General features: G+C 65.9%; 20 protein-coding genes. 10 read left to right on the top strand and 10 right to left on the bottom strand.

Translation table 11 applies throughout. The features are described from left to right. Positions 1-2 precede the first annotated feature (2 nt). Together ACX0GZ_RS11610 and ACX0GZ_RS11605 are read left to right on the top strand one after the other, a co-directional pair. Positions 3-671 carry a cell wall hydrolase gene (locus ACX0GZ_RS11610; RefSeq protein WP_458816567.1) on the top strand — a complete coding sequence of 223 codons (669 nt, stop codon included), beginning with the start codon at positions 3-5 and terminating at the stop codon, positions 669-671. Positions 672-732: 61 nt separating this feature from the next. After that, on the top strand, positions 733-1224 hold the full coding sequence (locus ACX0GZ_RS11605) for an MmcB family DNA repair protein (protein ID WP_458816565.1): 492 nt from the start codon (positions 733-735) through the stop codon (positions 1222-1224). 181 nt (positions 1225-1405) lie between these two features. Here ACX0GZ_RS11605 and ACX0GZ_RS11600 read toward each other — a convergent pair whose 3' ends face one another. Further along, the gene (locus ACX0GZ_RS11600; RefSeq protein ID WP_458816563.1) at positions 1406-2005 is read right to left on the bottom strand and encodes an ankyrin repeat domain-containing protein; all 600 of its coding nucleotides are present in this window, start codon (positions 2003-2005) and stop codon (positions 1406-1408) included. Between the two features lie 56 nt (positions 2006-2061). On the opposite strand from ACX0GZ_RS11600, the gene ACX0GZ_RS11595 reads away from it, so the two are divergent. From ACX0GZ_RS11595 to ACX0GZ_RS11585, 3 genes are read left to right on the top strand one after another with little or no spacing between them, the layout of a single operon-like run. Further along, complete coding sequence (locus ACX0GZ_RS11595; protein WP_458816561.1) at positions 2062-2682, top strand: SCO family protein; 621 nt, start codon at positions 2062-2064, stop codon at positions 2680-2682. Then, entirely contained in the window at positions 2670-3116 is a 447-nt protein-coding gene (locus ACX0GZ_RS11590) for a YcgN family cysteine cluster protein (protein ID WP_458816697.1), read from the top strand. The genes ACX0GZ_RS11595 and ACX0GZ_RS11590 overlap by 13 nt, the downstream gene beginning before the upstream one ends. Further along, the gene (locus ACX0GZ_RS11585; RefSeq protein WP_458816559.1) at positions 3113-3790 is read left to right on the top strand and encodes a M48 family metallopeptidase; all 678 of its coding nucleotides are present in this window, start codon (positions 3113-3115) and stop codon (positions 3788-3790) included. The genes ACX0GZ_RS11590 and ACX0GZ_RS11585 overlap by 4 nt, the downstream gene beginning before the upstream one ends. A 59-nt stretch (positions 3791-3849) precedes the next feature. Here ACX0GZ_RS11585 and ACX0GZ_RS11580 read toward each other — a convergent pair whose 3' ends face one another. From ACX0GZ_RS11580 to ACX0GZ_RS11570, 3 genes are all read right to left on the bottom strand, one after another. Continuing rightward, complete coding sequence (locus ACX0GZ_RS11580; RefSeq protein ID WP_458816557.1) at positions 3850-5961, bottom strand: transglycosylase domain-containing protein; 2112 nt, start codon at positions 5959-5961, stop codon at positions 3850-3852. Between the two features lie 179 nt (positions 5962-6140). After that, entirely contained in the window at positions 6141-6560 is a 420-nt protein-coding gene (gene msrB, locus ACX0GZ_RS11575; RefSeq protein WP_458816555.1) for a peptide-methionine (R)-S-oxide reductase MsrB, read from the bottom strand. Between the two features lie 63 nt (positions 6561-6623). Next, the gene (locus ACX0GZ_RS11570; protein ID WP_458816553.1) at positions 6624-7247 is read right to left on the bottom strand and encodes a class I SAM-dependent methyltransferase; all 624 of its coding nucleotides are present in this window, start codon (positions 7245-7247) and stop codon (positions 6624-6626) included. A gap of 265 nt (positions 7248-7512) precedes the next feature. On the opposite strand from ACX0GZ_RS11570, the gene ACX0GZ_RS11565 reads away from it, so the two are divergent. Both ACX0GZ_RS11565 and ACX0GZ_RS11560 read left to right on the top strand, forming a co-directional pair. Next, positions 7513-7833 (top strand): antibiotic biosynthesis monooxygenase family protein, encoded by a 321-nt coding sequence (locus tag ACX0GZ_RS11565; RefSeq protein WP_458816551.1) that lies wholly within the window; start codon positions 7513-7515, stop codon positions 7831-7833. Next, a complete protein-coding gene (locus ACX0GZ_RS11560; protein WP_458816549.1) occupies positions 7830-9128 on the top strand; it encodes an MFS transporter in 1299 nt (432 codons plus the stop codon). The genes ACX0GZ_RS11565 and ACX0GZ_RS11560 overlap by 4 nt, the downstream gene beginning before the upstream one ends. Here the strand turns inward: ACX0GZ_RS11560 and ACX0GZ_RS11555 are convergent. Next, the gene (locus ACX0GZ_RS11555) at positions 9082-11367 is read right to left on the bottom strand and encodes a CDC48 family AAA ATPase (RefSeq protein WP_458816548.1); all 2286 of its coding nucleotides are present in this window, start codon (positions 11365-11367) and stop codon (positions 9082-9084) included. The genes ACX0GZ_RS11560 and ACX0GZ_RS11555 overlap by 47 nt on opposite strands. Before the next feature lie 406 nt (positions 11368-11773). Here ACX0GZ_RS11555 and ACX0GZ_RS11550 point away from each other — a divergent pair, with 406 nt between their 5' ends. Continuing rightward, positions 11774-12682: a LysR substrate-binding domain-containing protein gene (locus ACX0GZ_RS11550; RefSeq protein WP_458816546.1), complete on the top strand. Its 909-nt coding sequence runs from the start codon at positions 11774-11776 to the stop codon at positions 12680-12682. 61 nt (positions 12683-12743) lie between these two features. On the opposite strand, the gene ACX0GZ_RS11545 is transcribed toward ACX0GZ_RS11550, so the two are convergent. Beyond that, positions 12744-13190: a peptidylprolyl isomerase gene (locus tag ACX0GZ_RS11545; RefSeq protein WP_458816544.1), complete on the bottom strand. Its 447-nt coding sequence runs from the start codon at positions 13188-13190 to the stop codon at positions 12744-12746. A 138-nt stretch (positions 13191-13328) separates the two neighbouring features. Here ACX0GZ_RS11545 and mgtE point away from each other — a divergent pair, with 138 nt between their 5' ends. Together mgtE and ACX0GZ_RS11535 are read left to right on the top strand one after the other, a co-directional pair. After that, the gene (mgtE, locus tag ACX0GZ_RS11540; protein ID WP_458816542.1) at positions 13329-14735 is read left to right on the top strand and encodes a magnesium transporter; all 1407 of its coding nucleotides are present in this window, start codon (positions 13329-13331) and stop codon (positions 14733-14735) included. 36 nt (positions 14736-14771) lie between these two features. After that, complete coding sequence (locus tag ACX0GZ_RS11535; protein ID WP_458816540.1) at positions 14772-15173, top strand: DUF1489 family protein; 402 nt, start codon at positions 14772-14774, stop codon at positions 15171-15173. A gap of 204 nt (positions 15174-15377) precedes the next feature. Here ACX0GZ_RS11535 and ACX0GZ_RS11530 read toward each other — a convergent pair whose 3' ends face one another. The 4 genes from ACX0GZ_RS11530 to ACX0GZ_RS11515 form a co-directional block, all read right to left on the bottom strand. Continuing rightward, positions 15378-16961: a GMC family oxidoreductase gene (locus ACX0GZ_RS11530; protein WP_458816538.1), complete on the bottom strand. Its 1584-nt coding sequence runs from the start codon at positions 16959-16961 to the stop codon at positions 15378-15380. Continuing rightward, positions 16895-17854: a sterol desaturase family protein gene (locus ACX0GZ_RS11525; protein WP_458816536.1), complete on the bottom strand. Its 960-nt coding sequence runs from the start codon at positions 17852-17854 to the stop codon at positions 16895-16897. The genes ACX0GZ_RS11530 and ACX0GZ_RS11525 overlap by 67 nt, the downstream gene beginning before the upstream one ends. A gap of 78 nt (positions 17855-17932) precedes the next feature. Then, complete coding sequence (locus ACX0GZ_RS11520; protein WP_458816535.1) at positions 17933-18313, bottom strand: hypothetical protein; 381 nt, start codon at positions 18311-18313, stop codon at positions 17933-17935. Then, the gene (locus ACX0GZ_RS11515) at positions 18310-18741 is read right to left on the bottom strand and encodes a protein tyrosine phosphatase family protein (RefSeq protein ID WP_458816533.1); all 432 of its coding nucleotides are present in this window, start codon (positions 18739-18741) and stop codon (positions 18310-18312) included. Before ACX0GZ_RS11515 ends, ACX0GZ_RS11520 begins: the two co-directional genes overlap by 4 nt. Between the last annotated feature and the right edge of the window lie 7 nt (positions 18742-18748).

Here is an 18748-nt window from a genome sequence, read left to right as displayed (position 1 = left end):
AGATGAAGTTGCCGTTTCGCGCCGCGTCCTTCGCGGCGATTGTCGTTGCTGCTGCCGGAACGCTTGCCGCCACGACTCCCACGATCGCCCAGGAGCAGACCTCCGCCGCGATCGCACAGGACGTAAATGGTCGAGCCGGTGTTTCGGTTCCCACCCCCGCCCCGCAGGCCGTCCCCACCGTGTGGATGCCCGGGGAAATTGTTCAGCCTCTTCCCGATGAAGCCGAAGAAGACGCAACCGACGCGGCGCGTGCCGAATTCGCATCGCTCGCCGCTGCGGTCGATGCGCATCACGGCACCGATGACATCGACGAAGAGCTTCGCTGCCTTGCCACCGGCGTCTATTTCGAATCGAAGGGCGAACCGCTGGCTGGTCAGCTCGCGGTCGCCGACGTGATCCTCAACCGCTCGCAATCGGGGCGTTTCCCCGGCTCGGTCTGCTCGGTGCTCACCCAGCGCGGCCAATTCTCGTTCGTGCGCGGCGGCAAGCTGCCGTCGGTCAACCAAGGCAGCAAGGCGTGGAAGACCGCGGTCGCCGTCGCTCGCGTGGCTCGGGCCGAGGCCTGGGAAAGCCCCACCGACGGCGCGCTTTTCTTCCATGCGCGCTATGTGTCGCCACGCTGGCGGCTGTCGAAGGTCGGATCGGTCGGGAACCACGTTTTCTATCGGTAAGACGACCGCGAAGGGTGGTCGCGCCCTTTCCAATGTTCCCTGCCTGTTCTAGAGTTGCGGCATGACCATGCCGTCGCCCGCGCTCACGTCCAGCCCCCCTCCCCCCCTCGTGGCGCTGGATGTGGCGCGCGGCGTTAGCCGGATGCTCCTGCGGCACGATTTCGTCACGATGACGGAAGTGCCGCTGGCGGGTGGCAGGCGCGCCGACCTGATGGCGGTCGACGGCAAGGGGCGGATCGTCATCGTCGAGATCAAGGTATCGCGCGCGGACCTGCTCGGCGACGTTAAATGGACCGACTATCTCGACCATTGCGACCGGTTTTTCTGGGCGGTGCCCGGCGGGTTCGACGCGTCGCCACTCGACAGCGAACTGTTCCAGCCGGAGCGATCGGGCGTGATCGTTGCCGACCGCTACGACGCGGCGATCCTGCGTGAAGCGGCGACGGTGGCGATGCCCGCGCATGTGCGAAAGGCATGCACGCTGGCGTTCGCCAGGCGAGCGGGACGGCGGTTGCTGGGGCTGATCGACCCCGATGCCGAACTGTCGATGTGACCGATGGGGTTCGTTGTGGGTCGAACCGTGCGTCTGAATTCCATTCGCTGGAACAGGATGGCGCAGATAACGCCGTCATTGCGAGCGCAGCGAAGCAATCCAGAGCGGCACGCAGGACGCTGGATTGCTTTTCTACGCTCGAAATGACGATCGATGCAATTCCCGCGACCGTCGCTTTGGTTCAGCGGACGCGCGGGCCGCTGATGTCGGTGATGGCGTTGGCCTTTGGCGCGTCCTCGATCAGTTTCAGGATCGGTTGCGAGCGTCCGTCGCGCGTCGCGTAGTCGCGGGCCGACATGCCGGCCATCACATCGGCCTGATCGGGATCCGCGCCCGCATCGAGCAAGGCGCGAACGGCGGCGAGGTTGCGGTTCTGGACCGCGCGGATCAGCGGGGTTTCGCCGCGCGAATTGGCGACGTTCATATTCGCCTTATAGGTCTTCAGGATCGGAATCGCGTCGATGAAACCGTTCTCGATCGCCAGCATCGCCGCCGTGTTGCCGTTCGAATCCTGCAAATTGGGGTTCGCCCCCTTTTGCAGCAGGAAGCGCAGATAGGTCGCATCGCTGCGCCGCGCGACGATGTGCAGGGCGCCCGCCCCGTCGGCGCCGCGCGCATTGACGATCGTCGATCCGGGCTGGTTGAGCGCGGCGGTGACCTTTTCACCCTCCGCCTTGCGAACCGATTCCAGGAACTGATAACCGGGCGAATAATTCTGGGCGGCGGCAATGCCGGGGGTCAGCGCCAGCGCAGCGGCGGCGATCGACAGGCGGAGATACATGAGCGATGGGTTCCCGATACTCTGACTCGAACTTGCGCTCGGGCACGTAACAGATCATGGCTGATTCCGCCATGAACCAGATTGTTTTTCGCAGCATGATCGCTGCCGCGCTCCTGACCCTTACGGCATGTGGCGAAGCGCCGCCGACCGAAAACGCCAGTGCCGAAACGCCGCTTGCCGGGGCGACGATCGGCGGTCCGTTCACGCTAACCAACCAGGATGGCGAGCGGGTCAGCGATACGCAGTTCGCGGGTAAATATCGCGTGATGTATTTCGGCTATACCTATTGCCCCGACATCTGCCCGGTCGATGCCCAGCGCATCGGCGCCGCCATCCGCCAGCTCGAACAGACCGATCCGGCGATCGCGGAGAGGATCGTGCCGATCTTCGTGACCGTCGATCCCCAGCGCGACGGACCGGAGGAAGTGAAGGCGTTCGTGTCGAACTTCCATCCGCGGATGGTCGGGCTGACCGGCAGCCCCGAGGAGATCGCCGCGGTCGCCAAGCAATTCGCGATTTACTACGCCGCGCAGCCGCCGAGCGAAGGTGGCGGCTATCTGGTCGATCACCAGCAGCTATCCTATCTGATGGGACCGAACGGAGAGCCGATCGCGCTGCTGCCGGTCGAGCAAAGCCCCGAGGCAATCGCGACCGAGATCAAACGCTGGGTGACGTGACGGACAAGCCGTTCTGGGAAACCACGCCGCTCGACAAGATGGACCGCGCGCAGTGGGAGGCCTTGTGCGACGGGTGCGGCAAATGCTGCCTCCACAAGCTGGAGGACGACGCCACCGGTGACGTGCATGCGACCAACGTGGCGTGTCGGTTGCTCGACAGCCATACGGCGCAATGCAAGGATTACCGCCACCGGCGCGCGCATGTGCCCGAATGCGTGCGCCTGACCCCGCGCTCGCTTGCGACGATCGCCTGGCTGCCGTCGACCTGTGCCTACCGGCTGCTGGCCGAGGGACAGACGCTTAGGCCCTGGCATCATCTGATCTCCGGGGACCGAGAGACGGTTCATACCGCCGGCATTTCGACGCGCGGATGGACGGTGTCGGAAGTCGATGCGGGCGACCTCGACCATCACCTGACCGATCGCGAATTGTGAGCGAGGCGCCCGAAATCGTCGTGGTTCGCAACGCGCGGTCGCGCGGGGCCAAGCTGTCGGTCGATCGGGTGACCGGAGAGGTTCGTCTGACTCTGCCGCCGCGCGCATCGGCGCGGTCGGCGCTCGCCTGGGCGCAAGGGCAGCGCGAATGGATCGCGGCGCAGCGCTCGAAGCTGCCGGTCGCGCAGCCGATCCGCGACGGCAGCCTGTTGACGGTGGACAGCGTGCCGCTGACCGCGCGGATGGTCGATGCTGGGCCGCGCAGTCCGCGCATTGAGGGTGGCACGCTGATCTGTGCCGGGCCGCCCGATCTGTTTCAGGCGCGCGTCCTGCGCTGGCTGCGACGCGAGGCGCTGCGGTTGCTGAGCGCCGACACCGCCGAGTTCGCTTGCCGCGCCGGGGTGAGCGTCAGCGGCGTTTCGGTGAGCGATCCGCGCGGGCGCTGGGGCAGCTGTTCGTCGTCGGGGGCGATCCGCTATTCGTGGCGTCTGGTGCTGAGCCCCGCCTGGGTCCGCCGGGCGATCGTCGCGCACGAAGTCGCGCACCGCGTCCACATGAACCACGGGCGCGCCTTTCGCGCGCTGGAGGCGGAACTGTCGGACGGCAAGGCGGTGCTGGCGCGCGCTTGGCTGCGCGGCAACGGCGTCGCGCTGCACTGGGTCGGGCGGGCCTGACTCCGCCTACGCGTCACCCCGAACCTGTTCCGGGCTGACGGCGGGGCGGTGGGTATCGCTCAATAAACGCCCTGAAACTCGTCGTCGCGCGATGCCGGCGGCGGAGCTTCGTTCGGACGGCGGCGGGGCGGCGGGGTTTCGTCACGCGATCCGCCGCGGCCGATGGCGCGGTCGATCCATTGCTGGTCGAGCCGTTCGGGCGGGGCGGCGGGTTCGCTGCCGCCGCCCGGGGCCAGCGATTCGGGCATCGGCAGGTCGCCATAGGGCTGGACCGGATTGCCGTCCTCGTCGACGAACAGACCATTGTCGGCCTCGCCGTAATAGCTCTCGTCATCGGGTTCGAGCTGCCACTCGGGCAGGGTCACCTGGGTATCGAACTGTTCGACCGGTCGGTTCGCGACCGCCTTCTGCATGAAATTGGCGAAGGCGCGGGCAGGGGCGGTGCCGCCCTGCAAGCCGCCGACCGCACGGGCATCGTCGCGGCCCATCCAGACGCCGGTGGTGATACCGCTGGAAAAACCGAGGAACCAGCCGTCCTTGTTTGAAGTCGTCGTGCCGGTCTTGCCCGCGACCGGACGCCCGATCTGTGCGGCGCGGCCGGTGCCGGTGTTAACCGCGGTCTGGAGCATGTCGGTCATCTCGGCGGCGACATAGGGGGCGATCAGGACGAGCGAGCGATTGACCTCATGCTCGTAGATCACCGATCCGTTGGCGGTGACGCGGGTGATGCCGTAAGGGACCACCGCCACGCCCTTGTTGGCGACGGTGGCAAAGGCCCGCGTCATGTCGATCAGCCGCACGTCCGACGTGCCGAGCACCGACGAGGGTTGGGTGTTGATCGGCGTCGTCACCCCGAAGCGCCGCGCCATGTCGGCGATCGTTCCGGTGCCGACTTCCTGGCCAAGCTGCGCTGCGACGGTGTTGATCGAATAGGCAAAGGCGTTGCGCAGCGTCATCGTGCCGCTGAACCGTCCCGACGAATTGCGTGGGCTCCAGCCGTTGATGGTGACGGGGCGGTCGACGACCTGGTCATCGGGCTTGATCCCGGCCTCGAGCGCGGCGAGATAGACGAACAGCTTCCACGCCGAACCCGGCTGGCGCGTCGCCTGGGTCGCGCGGTTGTAGATCGACGCGACATAATCCTTGCCACCGACCAGCGCGCGCACCGCACCGTCGCGGTCGAGCGCGACCAATGCCCCTTGCGCGCCCGATGGTGCGTTCGCCTGCACCGCCTGGGTCGCCGCGTTCTGCATGTTGAGATCGATCGTCGTCCACACGTCGAGCGGGGCCTGCGTCTCGTCGATCAGCACCTCGAGCTGGGGCAGCGCCCAGTCGGTGAAATAGCGCACGCTGTTCTGGCGCGGCGCGGGGGCGAGTTCGACCGTGTCGGGATCGGCGGCGGCGACCTCGGCCGCCGTGATCCGGCCCTGCTGACGCATCAATTCGAGCACGACGCCGGCGCGCCCGACCGCAGCCTCGGCATCGGCGGTCGGCGAATAGCGGGATGGGGCCTTGACCAGCCCGGCAATGACGGCGGCTTCGGACAGGCTCAGCGTCTTGGCGTCATGGTTGAAGAATTTACGCGACGCGGCATCGATTCCGTAGGCGCCGCCGCCGAAATAGACCTTGTTCAGATACAGCTCGAGGATCTGCTCCTTCGAAAATTTACGCTCCATCGCCAGCGCCAGGATCATCTCGCGGAATTTGCGGCCGACATCGTATTTGTTCGACAAGAAGATGGTGCGCGCGACCTGTTGCGTGATCGTCGATGCGCCCTGCAAGCGCCGGTCGGTGCCGTAATTGTCCCAGGCGAATTTGGCGATGCGCGCGAGAGCGACCGGATCGACCCCCCAATGTGATTCGAACCGACGATCCTCGACCGCAACCATCGCGTCGCGCATCACCGCCGGGATTTCGTCGTGGGGAATCCACTCGCCATAGCTGGGTCCGAGCGACACGATGACCGTGCCGTCGGCGGCGCGGACGCGAATCATCTGGCCGTTGGGCGAGGATTTCAGCGCTTCGTAGCTGGGGAGCGAGGCCCGCGCGCTGTAGACCGCGACGACCAGCGCGATCAGCGACGCCAGGCCGATCGCGGCGACGATGCCGACGGTCCAGGCGGCGATGCGACGCCAGTTGCGCGGTTTTTTCTTGGGGGATCGGGAGGCCATGAGCGTGGCTTGCGTGATTAAGCGTTAACGCACGCTGTCACAAGCAGTTCTCGCAAGGCGTATGGTTAGAAACCCGTTCGTTTCGAGCGGAGTCGATAAACGCGAACCGAGCGCCTAGCTCACGTTTCTCGACTTCGCTCGAAACGAACGGGGGGTAGGGGAATTGGGAGAATAACCCGCTAGGCCGCAGCACTTCCTTCCGCCGCATCGCGCGCGCGGAAATCGAGCGCGACCGAATTGATGCAGTATCGCATCCCTGTCGGCGGTGGGCCGTCGGGGAAGACATGACCCTGATGGCCGTCGCATACCGCGCAGCGCACCTCGACCCGGCGCATCCCGTGGCTGACATCCTCGTGATGAGTCAGCGCGTCCTCGGTGATCGGCTGGGTGAAGCTCGGCCAGCCCGAACCCGAGTCATATTTGTCGATCGAATCGAACAGCGGGTTGGCGCACCCCGCGCAGCGATAGATGCCGTCGGCCTTGTTGTCGGTGAAATGCCCGGCGAACGCGCGCTCGGTGCCCGCTTCGCGCAGCACATGATAGGCCTCCGGAGACAGCTTCTTGCGCCACTCCGCTTCGGAAAGATTCATCTGGTTCATGCAGGCAATGTGTGGTCGCGATCCGGCGGCGTCAATTCCCGGCAATTACGTAGAAGCCCGGACTCAGGCGGGCTTGTCGCTCCAGGCCCAGTAAAGCTGGGCGGGGGGCACGTTCCACCATTCCATGCCGTGATCGATGCGGGTGAAATGCGGGGCGATGAAGTCGCGAACCTTGGGCGAGAATTGATAGACGAGGAACGCGCCACCGGGCTGAATCACCTGTGCGGTCGCCGCACCGATCTTTTCGCCGACGCCCGCCGGAAGCGTCGAGAAGGGCAGGCCCGACAGGACGTAATCCGCGCCATCCAGCCCCAGCTCGCTCAGGATCGTCGCCACGTCCGCCGCCGATCCCTCCACCGCGGTGAAGCGAGAATCGAGGATCGTCGCGTCGAGATAGGCGATGAAATCGGGATTGGTGTCGATCGCGATCAGCCGCGCGTCGGGCGCCATTTTTTCGAGGATCGGGCGGCAGAAGGTGCCGACGCCGGGACCATATTCGACGAACACCTTGCACTTCGCCCAGTCGACGGGCGCGAGCATCTTTTCGATCAGCCGGTCCGATGACGGGATGATCGATCCGACCATCACCGGATGCTTCAGAAAACCGCGAAAGAACATGCCCCACGGGCTGGGGGGAGCGGCACGGCGGGTCCGCGTGGCATCGTCGCGCGTCGTGGATGTGTTCACTCGAGGTTCCTGGAAAATGGCCGGGCCGGTTGATGCACATAGCGAAGCCGAAAGGCGTCGCAAAGATGTAACGTGCGGCGCCGGGGGTGGTTGCGGAACGGCAAAGCCACGTCATCCCAGCGAAAGCAGGGATGTCCGCCCGCACACGCCATACCCTTCGTCGCCTGTCGCACGGTATCCCAGTTCCGCTGGAATGACGGATACGAGAAAAAGGACGGATCTTTGGAAGGGTTGCGGTTCGCAACCAATCACGTATCCCCGGCCCATGCCCGAACCCGGAGAGATCGTCGTCATGTTCGCCTCGAAGCGGAACGGCGCGGACGATGCTGGCTATCAGGCTGCGGCCGAGGCGATGGAGGCGCTGGCGCGTGTGCAGCCGGGCTATCGCGGGATCGTGTCGAGTCGCGGGGCCGACGGGTTCGGGATCACCATCAGCCATTGGGCGGACGAAGCGGCGGCGATCGCCTGGCGCGATCATCCCGATCACGCCGCGATCCGCGATATGGGCCGTGCGGTCTGGTATGACAGCTATCAGGTGACGGTGTGCGAGGTCACGCGCAGCTACGACTGGCAGCGCGGCGGATGACGCGCGACCGAACCTTCATCCTCCTGTTCCTCATCATGCTGGTGATCGCGGCGGGGAATACCGCGCTGCAATCCGTGCTGCCCGCGCTCGGGCGACTGTTGGGCGTGCCCGACAGCGCCGTCGCGGCGGCATTTTCGGTATCCGCGTTGCTCTGGGTGCTCGCCGCGCCCTTCTGGGCGAACCGGTCGGACAAGGCGGGGCGGCGGACGATGGTGCTGCTCGGCATCTGGGGATTCACCGTTTCGCTGTTCCTGTGCGGGCTGTTCCTGATGATGGGGATCAACGGCTGGGTCGCGCCGGTCACCGCCTTCCTGCTCTTCATCGGAGCGCGGCTGATCTACGGCGCGTTCGGCGCCGCCGCGCCCCCGGCGGTGCAGGCGATGGTGGCGGGCGCGACCACGCGCGAGGAACGCACCCGCGCGCTGACCCTGCTGGGATCGGCATTCGGGCTGGGGACGATCCTCGGCCCCGCCTTTGCGCCCTATCTGGTGCTCGGCAGCCTTGGCGAACTCGAGATCGGACTGGCGGGTCCGGCGTTCATCTTCGCCCTTGTCGGGATCGGCATCGCGGTCGCCACCACGCGGATGCTGGGCGAATCGCTGCCTTCGCCCGAATCGCGCGGCGCGGCGTCGGCCTATCCCTCGATCGGCGGCCAGTCGTCGGGGGCAAGCATTACCGCGGCGACCGCCGAACGCAGCGAACGCGTGGGGTTTTTCGATCCCCGCGTCCGGCTGTGGATGATTATCGGGCTGGTGATGGGCCATGCCCAGGCGATGACCGGTCAGGCGGTCGGATTCCTCATCATCGACCGGCTCGCGGTGCCGCCGATGGAGGCGCTGCAACCGACCGGCATCGTGCTGATGATGGGGGCGGGGGCGGCGCTGCTCGCGCAATGGGGGATCATCCCGATCCTGAACCTGAAACCGCGCCAGCTGGTGTTGTGGGGCATGGCTTTGGGGGCGGCGGGGTGCATCGCCACCGGCACGGCGCAGTCGCTTTATGGCATCGCCACCGGATTCGCGCTGGCGTCGCTGGGCTTTGGATTTCTGCGCCCCGGCTTCACCGCTGGGTCGTCGCTGGCGGTGGGGCCGGGCGGGCAGGGGTCGGTCGCGGGCAAGGTGACGTCGGTGAACGGCGCCGCGTTCGTACTCGGCCCTTCGATCGGGGTCGCCATGTACGAGGTGTGGCGCCCGCTGCCCTATCTGACCGCGGGCGCGCTCCTCATGCTGCTGTTCGTCTATGCGCTGGTCATGCTTCGGAAGGGGGCCGCGCCTTCAACTGACCCGGCGCGATGAAGCCGAGCGGCGTCATCGCCTCCTGCTTCAACTGCGCGGACATGCGGCGATATTCCTCCTCCATCTCGGGCGTGACCGACGCGCGCGATTCGCCCAGCGCCTTTTCGAAATGCGGCATCGCGACTTCGCGGGTGGACAGCGATTCGCGCAGTGCGAACATGCCTGCGCGCCGCACCACATCCTCCAGATCGGCGCCGGTGAAGCGTTCGGTGCGCGCCGCGATCTCGTCGAGGTCGACATCGCTTGCCAGCGGCATCTTCGCGGTCTGAATCGACAGGATGTGCCGACGCCCGGCCTGGTCGGGCACGCCGACATAGACCATTTCGTCGAACCGGCCGGGGCGCATCAGCGCGGGGTCGATCATGTTGGGGCGGTTGGTCGCGCCGATGACGACGATCGACTGCAATTCCTCCAACCCGTCCATCTCGGCGAGGATGGTGTTGACCACCCGTTCGGTCACCTGTGGCTCGCCCAGCCCGCCGCCGCGTGCCGGCACCAGTGAATCGAGTTCGTCGATGAACACGACGCAGGGCGCGACCTGACGCGCGCGGGCGAACAGTTTGGCGATCTGCTGCTCGCTTTCGCCATACCATTTGCTCAGCAGGTCGGACGATTTGGTGGCGATGAAATTGGCCTCGGCCTCGCGCGCGACGGCCTTGGCGAGCAGCGTCTTGCCGGTGCCGGGGGGGCCATAGAGCAGGAAGCCTTTGGCCGGGCGAATCCCCAATCGCAGGAACGCGTCGGGATCTTTCAGCGGCAGCTCGACCCCTTCCTTCAGCCGCGCCTGCGCGTCGTCGAGACCGCCGATATCCTCCCAGCGGATGTCGGGCTTCTGGACCATGACCTCGCGCATCGCGGACGGCTGGACGCGTTTCAGCGCTTCCAGAAAATCCTCGCGCGTGACCGACAGATTGTCGAGCACCTCGGGCGGGATGGTGCGTTCGGACAGGTTCAGTTGCGGCATGATCCGCCGCACCGCCTCGATCGCCGCTTCGCGCGTGAGCGCGGCGAGATCGGCGCCAACGAAGCCGAACGTGGTGCGCGCCAGTTCCTCCAGATCGACTCGCTCGCCCAGCGGCATCCCGCGGGTGTGGATGCCCAGGATTTCGCGCCGCCCGCGCTCGTCCGGGACCCCGACGACGATCTCGCGGTCGAAGCGGCCGGGGCGGCGCAGCGCCTCGTCGATCGCCTCGGGCCGGTTGGTGGCGGCGATGACGACCAGATTGGCGCGCGCCTCCAGCCCGTCCATCAGCGTCAGCAATTGCGCGACGAGGCGCTTTTCCGCCTCGCCCGACACCTGGCCGCGTTTGGGTGCGATCGAATCGATTTCGTCGATGAACACGATCGAGGGGGCGGACTTGGCGGCTTGCTCGAATACCTCGCGCAGCCGCTTCTCCGATTCGCCATAGGCCGATCCCATGATTTCGGGGCCGTTGATGAGGAAGAACTCGGCATCGGATTCGTTGGCGACCGCGCGCGCCAGCCGGGTCTTGCCGGTGCCGGGCGGACCGTGGAGCAGCACGCCCTTGGGCGGTTCGACCCCCAGCCGCTCGAACAATTCGGGGTAACGCAAGGGCAGCTCGACCATCTCGCGCAACTGGTCGATGGTCGCGGCCATGCCGCCGATATCGTCATAGGTGACATCGGCGCGGCGGCTGTCCTGCGCTTCCTGATAATCGGCGCGCAGTTCGATTTCGGTATTCTCGTCGATCTGGACCACGCCCTTGGGCACGGTTTGGACCACGGTCAGCCGGATCTCCTGAAGCGCATAGGCGGGCGCGCGAAGATACTGCGCGACATGCGGCGGAATGTCGCCAACCCGCTGCTGCCCGACCGTGGCGACGGTATCGCCCTGACACATCGGACGCCCGGCAAAGGTGCGCTGGAGCGCGGGGGACGAGCCTTCGAGGCGGAGATTCTTCTGCGCGGGGGCGAGCACGACGCGCGTCGCGGGCTTGGGATCGCTCTTTCGGATTTGGACGAAATCCCCCGATCCGACGCCCGCATTGGCGCGCTGGAGCCCGTCGATGCGAACGACCTGAATGGTCTCGTCCTCGGGATAGGGGAAAACGACTCGTGCCGGGGTGACGCGCTTGCCGATCAGCTCGACGACGTCGCCTTCGGTCACGCCCAGTTGCGCCATGATGGTCCGGGGCAACCGCGCAAGGCCTCGTCCCGAATCGTCGGGGCGCGAATTCGCCACCTGAAGCTTGATCGTCTCGCCTTCCTGATCGGCCACGCGCCCGTCTCCCGCAATCGTTTCGATGTCGAACGCCGGAGATAGGGTGGGGGTCCGCCGAGTGCCATTGTTTGATCGCCTCTCGGCGATAGTGCGGTTCCGGCCCGCTCCCCCCCGACCGCCCAAGACATTATGCTGATTGGGTGGTGGGGTGGGGGAGCGGGCCGGAACCGCGCGCGCGTGAGCGCGCCAAAAAACCAAAAAAAAGGCCGATCCCTGGGGACCGGCCGTGAAAGGTTTAGGAGAGGATGCCTGAAAGGCCCGTCCTTTTTGCGGCGATGCGGCATTTTGTGCAAGTGCGAAATAAACAGGGAAAGTTGCATTTCTTGCAACTAGTATTGGTGGCCATCCGGCATTCGCCGTCGTTCGGGTTGCAAAATGCAATGTCGCGACGCACAAATGTTGCATGCGCAGGCTGCCGCCCTTGTCCGCGATCGAAGCATTCGTGCATGTCGCGCGCGCCGGATCGATCAAGGCGGCGGCGGAGGAACTGGCCTTGTCCTCGCCCGCGCTCAGTCGCCGGATCCAGACGCTCGAACGCTTCATGGGCCGCAGCCTGTTCGACCGGCGGCGTCAGTCGATGGTGCTCAATGCCGATGGCGAGCGGCTGATCGCCCAGCTTGCCCCTGCACTCGACGCGATGTCCGACGCGATCGAGGCTACGACCAGCGGCGTCGGGGTGATGCGATTGCGCCTTTCCGTCCTCTCGCTGTTCGCGTCGCAACAATTGCTGCCGAAACTGCCCGATCTGCGCCGTCGCCACCCGGAACTCCACCTCGACGTCGATACCGCAGCGCATGGCGCGTCGCGGCTGGGGGAGGGAATCGATGCGGCGATCATCCTCAGCGAAAGCGTCGACCCGGCCTATTATTCGGTACGGCTCGACCGCAACCGCGTGTTCGCGATCGCCGGGCGCGCGCTGATCGAGGGGGATCAGCCGCTGACCGATCCGCGCGATCTGGCCAAGCACACGATCCTGATTCACCGCGACATGCCGACCACGTTCGAAATCTGGCGCGAGGCGATGGGCTATCCGCATCTGGAGCCCGCCGCGATTGATCATTTCGATTCGGGCAACCTGATGCTGGAGGCGGCGGCGCAGGGGCTGGGCATCGCCTTCATGCTCGAATCGCATTTCGAGGAAGCGCGCGATCCACGCATCGTCAACCTGTTCGGGCGCGCGGTCGATTCGGGTTACAGCTATTGGTTCGTCTGCCGCCCGCGCGCGTTGTCGCAGCGACCGGTGAAGCTGTTCCACGACTGGCTGGTCGAGGCATTCGGGGCTGGTCGACAGGCTTCGACAAGCTCAGCCTGAGCGCGGAAAAAGCTCTGCACCGCGCGCACCCTGAGCCTGCCGAAGGGTGTTTTTTCAATCGTTACGCCACGCTCGCCTTGACGATCTTGCCGGGATTGCGGGGCGGCTCGCCCTTGGGCAGCTTGTCGACATGCTCCATGCCGTCGGTCACTTCGCCCCACACGGTATATTGCCCGTCGAGGAAGGTCGCGTCGTCGAGGCAGATGAAAAACTGGCTGTTCGCCGAATTGGGGTCCATCGTGCGCGCCATCGAACACACGCCGCGCTTGTGCGGCTCCTTGGAGAATTCCTGGGGCAGGTCGGGCTTGTCCGACCCGCTGGTGCCGGTGCCGGTGGGATCACCGCCCTGCGCCATGAAGCCGTCGATCACGCGGTGGAACACCACGCCGTCGTAAAAGCCTTCGCTCGCCAGTTCGGTGATGCGCTCGACATGCTTGGGCGCCAGGTCGGGGCGAAGGCGGATAGTGACGTCGCCGGTGTCGAGCGTCAGGGTCAGGGTTTCGGCCATGTGGAAATCTCCGTCGGAGGAAAGGTTGCGACGCGCCTACGCCGCGCGGTGTCGCAGGTAAAGCGGTCCATTGGCAGTCGGGTTCCCAGCCGCTAGAGAAGCCGCGCATCCCTTTTCACCCCGCGCGGAGGTCGAACCATGAGCGAGACCGATTTTCCCCGCGAGGACGCAGAGACCCCGACCAGCGAACTCGACGAGGACGACCGGCTGAAACCCGAATTCGTCCGCGCGGTACTCGCCGCGGTCGAGGCGGGCGATGCCGAAGCGGCGCGCGAACGCGTCGAGCCGCTGCACCCTGCCGACATCGCCGACCTGATCGAACTGACGCCGGGCGACCAGCGCGCGGGCCTTGCCGCCGCCATCGCCGATCTGATCGACGGCGACGTGCTGGCGGAAATGAACGACTGGGTCCGCGAGGACCTGATCGACGCGCTGGAGCCTCATCAGGTCGCGCATCTGGCGTCCGATCTCGACACCGACGATGCGGTCGCGATCATCGAGGATATGGAGGCGGACGAGCAGCAGGCGGTTCTCCGCGCGCTCGATCCCGACGATCGTGCCGCGATCGAAGAAGCGCTCAGCTATCCGGAAGAATCGGCCGGCCGCCTGATGCAGCGCGAACTGATCGCGGTCCCCGAACACTGGACCGTCGGCGACGTCATCGATTTCCTGCGTGCGGACGAGCAATTGACTACCGATTTCTGGGAAGTGTTCGTGGTCGATCCCGCGCATCACCCGGTTGGCACCTGCAATCTGTCCTGGATACTCCGCACCCCGCGATCGGTCGCGATCGCCGATGTGATGCGGCGCGAGCAGACGTTGATCCCGGTCGACATGGACCAGGAAGAGGTCGCGCTGCGCTTCCAGAAATACGGCCTCATCTCGGCTGCGGTCACCGACTGGAGCGGACGACTGGTCGGCATGATCACGGTCGACGACATCGTGCACATCATCTCCGAGGAAGCCGGCGAAGACGCGCTGTTGCTGTCGGGGGCAGGTGAAGGCGACATCAACGAACCGATCCGCGACAGCTACAAAGCGCGCGTCCGCTGGCTGATCGCCAATCTGTTTACCGCGCTCGTGGCCTCGACCATCATCGCCCAGTTCGAGGACACGATCGCGGCAATGGTCGCGCTGGCCGTATTGATGCCCATCGTCGCGGGGGTGGGCGGCAATGCCGGAACCCAGACGCTGGCGGTGACCGTTCGGGCGCTCGCAACCAACCAGTTGACCGGGTCGAACACCCTGCGCGCGGTACGGCGCGAACTGACGATCGCGGTGCTGAACGGCGCCAGCATCGCAGCGATCATCGGGGTAGCGGTCGGATTGTTCTTCGGCAACCCGATGCTGGGGGCCGTGATCGGCTGCGCGATGCTGGCCAACATCATCATTGCCGGTTGCGCCGGCGTATTGGTGCCGTTGACCCTGGAAAAGATGAAGGCCGATCCGGCGATCGCATCCTCCATTTTCGTGACGATGATTACCGACTCGATGGGTTTTCTGGTGTTTCTGGGATTGGCGACGATCAGCGGGCTCGTCGGCTGACTTGATCCCCGCCCCGGCGTTGCCCAAATCCTGCCCGTGCCGCTTCACCTCACCAAAGTCGCTTACGGCCATGACAGCCTTGAGCATCTGCGCGACCGCATCGCGCTGCGCGAGGCCGAGGGCGGGCTGGTGCTGACCACGCGCTATCTTCCGAAGCGCGTGGCCGAGATCGACGGCGGATCGCTTTACTGGATCATCAAGCACCAGCTCGTCGCGCGCTCGCCGATCCTGCGCTTCGGCGAAGCGGAAGGGGGCAGGGTGGCGATCCACCTCGACCCCCGGCTGGTGCTGGTCAACCCCCGCCCCAAGCGCGCGCATCAGGGGTGGCGCTATCTCGAGGGTGCCGATGCGCCCGCGGATATGGGCGGCGATGGCGAGGGGGTAGCGGCGATGCCGCTGGCGCTGGTCGGGAAGCTAAACGCGCTGGCTTTGCTGTAGAGGTTTCGCTCCCCTCACCCGTTTGTCCTGAGTAGCCATCGAGTAGCGGCGCAGCCGCGTATCGAGAGGGCGTATCGAAGGAGGCCAGGCAGAGCGCCCGAAACCATACTTCGATAGGATTCCTCGATACGCTCCTTCGGAGCTACTCGGTCTCTACTCAGCACAAACGGGGTGGAGGAGCATAAGGTGGCTCATAGGGGCACCTCATCCCGCCGCCCGCACGAACTCCGCGCACCGCTCCCCGATCATGATCGACGGCGCATTGGTGTTGCCTCCAATCAGCTGCGGCATGATCGACGCGTCGCCGATCCACAGCCCGTCCACGCCGCGCACCTTCAGCCGCGGATCGCACACGGCATCGGCATCGCCTCCCATCCGCGCGGTACCGACCGGGTGATAGATGGTGTCCGCCCGCGACCGGATCAGCGCCTCCAGCGCGTCGTCATCGCCCAGATCGACCGGATAGCGGTCGCGCCCCTGATATTGCGTCATCTGCGGTTGCTCCAGGATGCGGTACATCGCCCGTACCCCTTTTATCAGCAGGTCGACGTCGCGGCGATCGGTCAGGAAGGCCGGATCGATCAGCGGCGCATCGCGGGCATCGGCGGATGCCAGCCGCACCGTGCCGCGGCTTTCGGGACGCAGCACGCAGGCGTGGCACGAAAAGCCATGCCCCGGCACCTTGGTCCGCCCGTGATCCTCGACGATCGCGATCAGGAAATGGAGTTGCAGGTCGGGCGCGGGCAGCCCCGGCCGCGACGACAGGAATGCCCCCGCCTCGGCATAGGGCGTCGTCATCGCGCCGGAACGCTTGCGGAACCACTCCCACATCTGACCCAGCGAGCGCAGCGACCCTTTGAGCGAGCGCCCGAGAAACGCGTCCCCCGGTGTCTCGAACGCGGCGGTGTAATCGAGGTGATCCTGAAGGTCCGATCCGACCGCCGCGCGATCGATCCGCACCTCGATCCCGTGCTCGCGAAGATGCGCGCCCGGCCCGATCCCCGACAGCATCAGCAGTTGCGGCGTCCCGAACACGCCGCCTGCCAGCACCACGCCGCGCCGCGCGCGAAGCGTCTGTGCCTCCCCACCGCGTGAATAGGTAACGCCGACCGCGCGGCCATCTTCGAACACCACGCGCTCTGCGGTCACATCGGTCAGGATATGCACATTGGCGGGCGGCTTGCCGTCGCCCAGATAGGCGCGCGCCGCCGACCAGCGTTCGCCGCGTCGCTGCGTTACCTGAAACAGCCCGACGCCTTCCTGACGCGCACCGTTGAAATCGGGGTTGAACGGGATTTGCAGGCTTTCCGCCGCCTCGATGAAGGCGCGGCTGCCGGGGTGCGCGTAATCCTGATCGCTGACATGCAGCGGCCCGCTGTCGCCGTGAAACTCATCGGCCCCGCGCACGTTGCACTCGGCGCGCTTGAACACCGGCAGCACCTCGTCCCAGCCCCAGCCGGTGCAACCCAGCGTTTCCCAATTGTCGTAATCCCACGGGTGCCCGCGAACATAGAGCATCGCGTTGATCGCGCTCGATCCGCCCAGCCCCCGCCCACGCGGCTGGTATCCCCGCCTGCCATTCAATCCGACCTGCGGCACGGTCTCGAACCGCCAGTTGGTGCCTTCCTTCTGGAACGGCATCATGCCGGGCATCACCGTCTTCCACCCGTCGTTACGCCCGCCCGCCTCCAGCACGGCGACGGTGGTGCGCGCGTCTTCGGCTAGGCGGCCTGCGACGGCGCTTCCGCCCGATCCGCCCCCGACGACGATATAATCGACTTCCTCCATGCGCCCTCTTCCTCTCGCGCCCGCCATTTTTGGCGGATCGTATCGCTGGTGTCGCGGCTGCCGTCGTGGCTCCAGCCGGGTGGTCCGAAGATATAGCCCGCGCGGGCACGCCATGTCGGCGCGGCCTTCACGTCGCGTGCGATGCCGATCCATTCATGGAATGCCGCCCACAATATGTTGAAGCTGCCCAGGTTACGGACAATGCCATAGCGCGGTCGATCCTCGTCGCGTTCGGCCACGAACGTCCCTAACATCCGGTCCCAGACAATGAAGACACCCGCATAATTGCTGTCGAGATAGCGCGGATTGGTCGCGTGATGGACGCGGTGGTGCGACGGGGTGTTCATCACCGCCTCGAACCAGCGCGGCATCCGCCCAATCGTCTCGGTATGGATCCAGAACTGATAGACCAGGTTGAGTGCTGCGACGAAGAACACCATCGCCGGCGGAAAGCCGATCAGGAACAGCGGCAGGCGAAAGATGAAGGTGGCGGAGAAAAAGCCGGTCCAGGTCTGACGCAGCGCGGTCGACAGATTATAATGCTGGCTTGAATGGTGGATGACATGGCTCGCCCAGAACCACCGCACCCGGTGCGCCGATCGGTGAAACACATAGTAAGCCAGATCGTCGAGCACGAAAGCGATGACGAACCAGTACCAGGCCCATGAAATCTCGAAGAGCGCGAACTGGTGGACCCAGACCGCGAGCGCGAACACCAGTCCGCCCGAGAGGACGCCAGCGACGGTGCTGCCAAGGCCCAGGCCAAGCGAGGTGAGCGTATCCTTCGGACAATAACGCCGCCGGTCCCGAAACCGCGCCGCGATCATCTCGGCCAGCACCAGCGCCACGAACGCGGGGATAGCAAGATCGACGGGATCGGGCAGGTTGGGCATTTGCAGGCGAGCTTACATCGCTGTCAGCAAGCGCGCCAGCGGGATTGTGGAACGCGGGCCGACACGGCATGGAGGATTTCAGGCGTCGCGAACGAACCCTTCGACCTCGGCCAACCCCCGCCCGTGCAAGACGACATCGCCAAACATCCGATCGCCCGACGGCACGATGGTGCCGTCGCCCGCCGTTGCCAGCCCGACCGGTCGCGTCAATTCCCGCACCGCCGGTTGCGCGCCATGCACCTTCACCACCGCCACGCGCCCCTCGCGCCCGCGCACCAACGCCGCGGCGCCATCGCTTGCCAGCAGCACCGCTTCCGGCACGAACCCCGGCAGCATGTCGCCTGCCGCGTCGATCGCGGCGCGCTCGTCCAGCGGATCGCCGCCCAGCTTCAGCCACGCCGCGATTCCTGCCAGTGCGAGTATGGCGACCAGCGATCCGCCGAGCAGCGTCCAGTTCATTCCTTTCCGGAAAGCGCGTCGAGCATCGGCTTCAGGCCGATCAGGTCATAGCCTGCACCCGCGCCCGCCTCGACGATCTCTCCCGGCGCGCCGCCGCTTTTGGCTTCCGCAAGCGCCCACAAATTGCAGCTCCGCGTGCCCGACCGGCAATAGGCCAGCACCGGACCACCCGCCCCCTCGATCGCGGCGGTCATCGCGTCGATCTGGGGATGGCTGAACCCGGCTTGGGTCACGGGAATGGCGGTATAGGTCAGCCCCAACGTCTCGGCCACCGCGCGGATCGCGTCGCCCTCGGGCTGTCCCGCTTCCTCACCGTCGGGGCGGTTGTTGACGATGCCCTTGAACCCCAACCGCGCCAGTTCGGTGACATCGGCGGGGTCGATCTGCGGACTGACCGAAACCCGGTCGTTGATGCGGCGGATATCCATCGAACCC

It is taken from the genome of Sphingomonas aestuarii, from assembly GCF_054457155.1.
Note: the sequence above shows the minus strand (reverse complement) of the source record. Positions and strands in the feature narration are given on the sequence as shown.